The organism is Elioraea sp. Yellowstone (assembly GCF_006704265.1).
Taxonomy (GTDB): Bacteria; Pseudomonadota; Alphaproteobacteria; order Acetobacterales; family Acetobacteraceae; genus Elioraea.
This window is the reverse complement of the sequence record NZ_VIKA01000175.1, coordinates 1-6,077: the sequence shown is the minus strand read 5'-3', so window position 1 is coordinate 6,077 and position 6,077 is coordinate 1. Positions and strand designations below refer to the sequence as shown.

General features: G+C 72.6%; 8 protein-coding genes. 7 read left to right on the top strand and 1 reads right to left on the bottom strand.

All coding sequences use genetic code 11. The features are described from left to right. From FK498_RS19440 to FK498_RS16595, 4 genes are all read left to right on the top strand, one after another. The coding region (locus tag FK498_RS19440) for a hypothetical protein (RefSeq protein ID WP_161988459.1) at positions 1-253 on the top strand (253 nt) is incomplete at its 5' end. A gap of 42 nt (positions 254-295) precedes the next feature. Continuing rightward, entirely contained in the window at positions 296-766 is a 471-nt protein-coding gene (locus FK498_RS16605; RefSeq protein ID WP_141856503.1) for a RidA family protein, read from the top strand. Positions 767-892: 126 nt separating this feature from the next. Beyond that, the gene (locus tag FK498_RS16600; protein WP_141856502.1) at positions 893-2,035 is read left to right on the top strand and encodes a GNAT family N-acetyltransferase; all 1,143 of its coding nucleotides are present in this window, start codon (positions 893-895) and stop codon (positions 2,033-2,035) included. Between the two features lie 34 nt (positions 2,036-2,069). Next, positions 2,070-3,005: a DMT family transporter gene (locus FK498_RS16595; protein WP_237560985.1), complete on the top strand. Its 936-nt coding sequence runs from the start codon at positions 2,070-2,072 to the stop codon at positions 3,003-3,005. 89 nt (positions 3,006-3,094) lie between these two features. On the opposite strand, the gene FK498_RS16590 is transcribed toward FK498_RS16595, so the two are convergent. Continuing rightward, positions 3,095-3,676, bottom strand: a complete 582-nt coding sequence (locus tag FK498_RS16590; protein ID WP_161988458.1) for a TetR/AcrR family transcriptional regulator — start codon at positions 3,674-3,676, stop codon at positions 3,095-3,097. Positions 3,677-3,855: 179 nt separating this feature from the next. Here FK498_RS16590 and FK498_RS16585 point away from each other — a divergent pair, with 179 nt between their 5' ends. The 3 genes from FK498_RS16585 to FK498_RS16575 form a co-directional block, all read left to right on the top strand. After that, complete coding sequence (locus tag FK498_RS16585; protein WP_141856498.1) at positions 3,856-4,995, top strand: FtsX-like permease family protein; 1,140 nt, start codon at positions 3,856-3,858, stop codon at positions 4,993-4,995. Beyond that, on the top strand, positions 4,992-5,711 hold the full coding sequence (locus tag FK498_RS16580) for an ABC transporter ATP-binding protein (RefSeq protein WP_141856496.1): 720 nt from the start codon (positions 4,992-4,994) through the stop codon (positions 5,709-5,711). Before FK498_RS16585 ends, FK498_RS16580 begins: the two co-directional genes overlap by 4 nt. Before the next feature lies 1 nt (position 5,712). Beyond that, on the top strand, positions 5,713-6,077 hold a 365-nt coding region (locus FK498_RS16575), incomplete at its 3' end, for a biotin/lipoyl-binding protein (RefSeq protein WP_141856494.1).

Sequence of the window (6,077 nt, the reverse complement as noted above, 5' to 3'; positions counted from 1 at the left end):
GCGCCTGCCGCAGGAGGATCCGCTGCTCGCCGCGCTGGAGCGCCACGCGATCGGTGCCGGCACGGCGGACGAGGCGCCGTTCCTGCCGCCGCGGCTGCGTGCCGCGCTCGCCGAGGGGGCGGAGCCTGCGGCGCGCGAGGCAATGGCACGCGCGGTGGCGCCGTTCCTGCGCCTCGGGCTCGAGGTTCCGGTGCCGGCGAAGCCGCCCCGCGTGGCGACGGGCGGATCGCGCGCTCTGGCCCACGCGCACTGACGCCGCTAGGGTCGCCCCGCAACCGCAAGGGGAGACCGTCGCATGGCCGGAAGGATCGAGGCGCGCCTGAAGGAGCTCGGCATCGTGCTGCCCGAGGCCGCCGCGCCGATGGCGAACTACGTACCGTTCGTGGTGGCAGGAAACCTCGTCGTCATCTCCGGCCAGGTGCCGCTGAAGGACGGCAGGATCGCGGTGACCGGCAAGGTGGGCGCCGGCGTGACGGTCGAGCAGGGGCAGGAGAGCTGCCGGATCTGCTTCCTCAACGTGCTGGCGCAGCTCAAGACGGCGTGCGGCGGCGATCTGGACCGGGTGAAGCAGGCCGTGCGGCTCGGCGGGTTCATCGCGTGTCCACCCGATTTCACGCAGCAGGCGCTGGTGATGAACGGCGCTTCGGAGCTGTGCGTGGCCGTGTTCGGGGATGCTGGGCGGCATGCGCGCACGACCATCGGCGTGCCGTGCCTGCCGGGGGATGCGGCGACGGAGGTCGAGGGGATGTTTGTCTTGGCGGGGTGAAGGGCCATTGGCCCTTCACCCCGCACCCCCCATCCCGTTGACCGAACCCCGCGTCGCGACCAACGGGAGCGACGCCCGGATGGAGGGGGGTTGGGGGAGCCTCAGGCTCCCCCAATTCTTCCGCTGATGTTTTCGCTCTCCCTCCACCCACGCATCGCCGATATCGCCCCCGATGACTGGGATGCCTGCGCGGGCGACGACAACCCGTTCGTCTCGCACGCCTTCCTCTCCGCGCTGGAGGAGAGCGGCTCGGCCTCCGCGCGCACGGGCTGGCTGCCGCAGCACGCCGTGCTGCGCGACGGCGCCGGCGCGATCGTCGCGGTCGCGCCGCTCTACGCCAAGTCGCACTCCTACGGCGAGTACGTGTTCGACCACGGCTGGGCCGACGCGTTCGAGCGCGCCGGCGGACGCTACTATCCGAAGCTGCAATGCGCCGTGCCGTTCAGCCCCGTGCCGGGACCGCGCCTGCTCGCACGCGACCCCGCGCACCGCGGCGCGCTCGTCGCCGCCCTGATCCGCGCGGCTTCGGATCTCGGTGTCTCATCGGTGCATGTCACGTTCTGTACGTGCAAGGAACAGGCGGACCTCGCGGCGCAGGGGTTCCTGCCCAGGCTCGGGTTGCAGTTCCACTGGTCGAACGAGGGCTATGCGACGTTCGACGACTTCCTTGCCCGGCTGTCCAGCCGCAAGCGCAAGCAGATCCGCAAGGAACGCGCGCGCGCGGCCGAGGGCCTGCGCATCCGTCCGCTGCGGGGCGCCGAGATCACTGCGCGGCACTGGGACGCGTTCCACCGCTTCTATCGCGCAACGGTGGACAAGCGCTGGGGGCAGGCTTACCTCACGCGGCGCTTCTGGCCGCTGCTCGGCGAGCGTCTCGGCGAGCGGGTGGTGCTGATGTGGGCCGAGGAACCCGATGGCACGCCGGTGGCCGGCGCGCTCAACCTGCTCGGCCGCGACACGCTCTACGGCCGCAACTGGGGGGCGGCGCGCGAGGTGCCGTTCCTGCATTTCGAGCTCTGCTACTACCAGGCGATCGCATTCGCGATCGCGCACGGGATCGCGCGCGTCGAGGCCGGCGCGCAGGGCGAACACAAGGTCAGCCGCGGCTACCTGCCGGTGCCGACCCGCTCGGCGCACTGGATCGCGCATCAGGGGCTGCGCGACGCGGTCGAGGCGTTCCTCGCGCGCGAACGCCCGGCGGTGCTGCACCAGATCGAGGCGATCGCCGCGGAGGCGAGCCCCTACCGCGAGGTTGCGGCGCAGGATTGATCGCGGCTCAGCGGCGGGCGAGTGTCGGCGCCCCATGCTGCTTGCCTATCTCATGCTGGCGTCGTCGATGATGCTGGTCGGCGCGAATGTGCCGGTGGCGAAGCTGCTGGCCGAGGCGCTGCCGATCCCGCTGATCGCGTGCCTGCGCTGCCTGCTCGCCTGCATGGTGCTGTGGCCTCTGATGCGCCTGGTGGAGCGCCCGCGGGGCATGCCCGCGCCCGCGGTGATGGGCAACCTGTTCTGGCAGGCGGCCTTCGGCACCGCGCTCTACAACGCGGGGCTGCTGGCGGGGCTCAGGTTCACCTCGGCGCTCGAGGGCGGGCTGGTGCTCGCGACCCTGCCGGCGGTGGTGGCGGTGGGCTCGGCGTTGTGGCTGCGGGAGCGGCTGGGCGTGCGCGCCTGGGCGGCGGCGGCGCTGGCCGGGGTGGGAATGGCGGCGATCAATGCCGTGCGCGCGGGCGGCGGCGAAGGGTCGCTGGTCGGCAATGCGCTGGTCTTCGCCGGCGTGATCGGCGAGGCGGTCTATGTGCTGCTCGCGAAGCGGAACTCGGGCCGCATCGGCGTGATCACGGCGGCGTTCTGGATGCAGGCGTTCAGCGCGGGGCAGTTGCTGCCGTTCGCGGCGCTGTCGCTGCCGCGGCTCGCGCCGGGGGCGGCGAGCCCGCTCAACGTTGCGTTGCTGGTGTTCCACAGCCTGACTGCGAGCGTGCTCTGTCTTCTGCTGTGGTATGGCGGGTTGCGGCGGGCGTCGGCGAGTGTGGCGGGCGTGTTCAGCGCGTTCCTGCCGGCGACCGCGGCGGTGCTCGCGGTTCTGGTGCTGGGCGAGGCGTTCACAGCCGGACACGGCGCGGGCTTCGTGCTGATGCTGGGGTCGATCCTGCTGGCGACGTGGCCCGCCCGGTCCGGGCGAGAGGGGCGGCAAGGCGAGGGTCCGGCGGCCTCCTTCCCGGGCGATCGACAACGGCCCTGATCCCGGCGCGCCGGCATCGCCCGCGATGTGGCCCGTCTCCGACCGCCGCGCGCGACCGCGACCCCGTCCGTCCGCGGGCGTCGCCCGCGTCAGCCTGCCGAGAAGCCGCGGCAGAGTGCATCCGCGAGCGTACCGATCAGGCGGTCCCGCGGGCTCCAGGGAAAGCCGGGCTTGGTGATCAGCAGCGAGACGAGGCCGTGGCCGGCGGCCCAGATCGCCTCGGCAACGACCTGGGGCTCGGCCGGGCGGAACACGCCGAGCGCGATCAGCCGCGCGACCTCCGCCTGCAGCGCGGCGAAGGTCGCCTGCCCGGTCGGTGCCGCCGGCACGCCCGGCTCGCCCGGCTGATGCCCTGCGACGCCGGTGATCGGCGTCATGAAGATCACGCGGTACTCGTCCGGATGCGTGAGGCCCCAGTCGAGATACGCGGTCATCACCGCGTGCAGCCGTGCGCGTGGATCGGGATCGCCCTCGGCGCGCGCCACCGCCGCGCGCATCGCGGCGAGCAGGCCTTCGAACAGGTCGTCCGCCACCGCCGCCATCAGGCTCAGCCGGTCGGGGAAGTAGAGGTAGAGTGCGGCGGCCGAGACGCCTGCGAGCGCCGCCACGCGCCGCATGGTGAGCGCCTCGAAGCCCTCGCGCAGCACGATCCGTCGTGCCGCCGCGACCACCTGCCGGCGGCGGTCCGCGGCGCTCCGCCGCCGCGGCTTCGCCGCGGGCCGCCTTCCTGCCGCCGTCCTCGCCATCGCGCCCCCGTGACCTGAACGCCGTTCACTTTAGCGCTTGCGGCTGCGCGCGCAAGCCGGTATATGAACGTCGTTCATCTGAACGCCGTTCAGGAGAGGCCGCGATGATCCGCATCGCACTGCGCATGCTCACGGGCGACACGGCGAAATATGTCGGGCTTGTCTGCGGTGTGGCGTTCGCGGTGATGCTGATGGCGCAGCAGGCCTCGATCTTCGTGGGCCTGATGCTGCGCACCGCGGCCCAGGTGATCGACGTGGTGGACGCCGATCTCTGGGTGATGGATCCCCGCGTGATCTACGTCGAGGAGATCGAGCCGCTGCCGGAGAGCGCGCTCTGGCGCGTGCGCGGCGTCGCCGGCGTCGGCTGGGCGACGCCGTTCTTCAAGGGGCTCACGGTCGCGCGCGCGCCGGACGGGCGCTTGCAGCAGGTGTTCGTGCTCGGCGTGGATGACGCCTCGCTGGCAGGCAGCCCGCCGCGGATGCTCCAGGGCTCGGTCGAGGATCTGCGCCGGCCGGGCGCGATCGTGCTCGACCGCGTGGGCGCGCTGTTCATCTGGCCGGGCGAGGAGCCCGCGCCGGGCAAGGTGCTGGAGATGGCCGACCGGCGCGCGACCGTGGTCGGCGTCGCCGAGGCCTCGGCGCCCTTCACCACCTTCCCCGTGATCTACACGCGCTACTCCGAGGCGCTGCGCTTCGCCCCGCCGCCGAGGAAGCCGCTCTCCTACATCCTGGTGCGCGCGCAAGTCGGCGAGGACATCGATGCGCTGGCCGCTCGGATCGAAAGCGAGACGGGACTGCTCGCGCTACGCTGGCAGGACTTCGTCTGGCGCACCATCCGCTACTACCTCACCCGCACCGGCATCCCGGTGAATTTCGGCATCACCGTGGCCCTCGGCTTCATCGTCGGCGCGGCCGTGGTGGGCCAGACCTTCATGATCTTCGTGCTCGAGAACCTGCGCCAGTTCGGCGCCTTGAAGGCGATGGGCGTCTCCAACGGCACACTGCTGCGCATGGTGCTCGCCCAGGCGGGCGCGGTCGCGGCGATCGGCTACGGGCTCGGCATCGGGCTCGCCGCGGTGTTCTTCGAGGTGACGGGGCGCACCAATGTCGATCTGCGCGGCTTCTTCCTGCCGTGGTGGGTCGCGGCGATCGTCGCCGGTGCCGTGGTGCTGATCATCCTGGTCGCGTCAATCGCCTCGATCCGCAAGGCGCTCACCCTCGATCCGGCGGTGGTGTTCAAATGAACGGAGCGGTCGTCACCGCGCGCGGCGTGGCCAAGGACTTCCCGTCGGGCGACGGCACGATCCGCGTGCTGCACGGCATCGACCTCACCGTGCGCGCGGGCGAGATGCTGCTGCTGGTCGGACCCTCGGGCTGCGGCAAGACCACGTTGATCTCGATCCTCGCCGGCATCCTCTCGGCGAGCGAGGGCGCGATCGAGGTGCTCGGCCAGGACGTGCGGCACCTCACGCCATCCGCCGCGGCGAGGTTCCGCCGCGAGACCGTCGGCTTCATCTTCCAGCAGTACAACCTGCTGCCGAGCCTGACCGCGGCCGAGAACGCCGCGATCCCGCTGGTGGTGCGCGGCGAGCGGCTGGACCGCGCCACGCGCAGGGCGCGGGCGGTGCTGGAGGGGCTCGGCATGGGCGCGCATGCCGAGAAGCTGCCGCGACAGCTCTCGGGCGGGCAGATGCAGCGCGTGGCGATCGCGCGCGCGCTGGTGCACGACCCGCCCTTCATCGTCTGCGACGAGCCGACCGCGGCGCTCGATGCCGCCTCCGGCCACGAGGCGATGCGCCAGCTGCGCGCGAGCGCGGTGCGGCCCGGCCGGGCGGTCGTCGTCGTGACGCATGATCCGCGCGTCTACGGCTTCGCCGACCGCATCGCGCGCATGGAGGACGGTCGGATCGTCGAGATCGCCGAGGACGCGGCCGCGATCCGCCGCATGACGGAGCACTGAGATGGCCCGACGCAGCCCGTTCCGCTTCGCGCTCCCGCTGCTCGCCCTCGCCGGCGGCGTGTTCGCCGCCTGGTCGATCGCCTCGCAGCCCGGCACGCCGCCGCGCGCCGATCCGCCCACGGCGCCGCCGCGCAACCCGTTCCCGGCCGCGGTCGCCGGGCTCGGCGAAGTCGAGCCTGCCTCCGAAACGATCGCGATCGGCACCGACCTCGCCGGCCTCGTCGCGGCGGTGCATGTGCGCCCGGGTCAACACGTTCCGGCGGGCGCGGCCCTCCTGTCGCTCGATGATCGCCGCCTTCGCGCCCTGGTCGCCGAGGCCGAGGCCGCGCGCATCGTCGCCCGCGCGAACCGCGCCGAGGCCGAGGC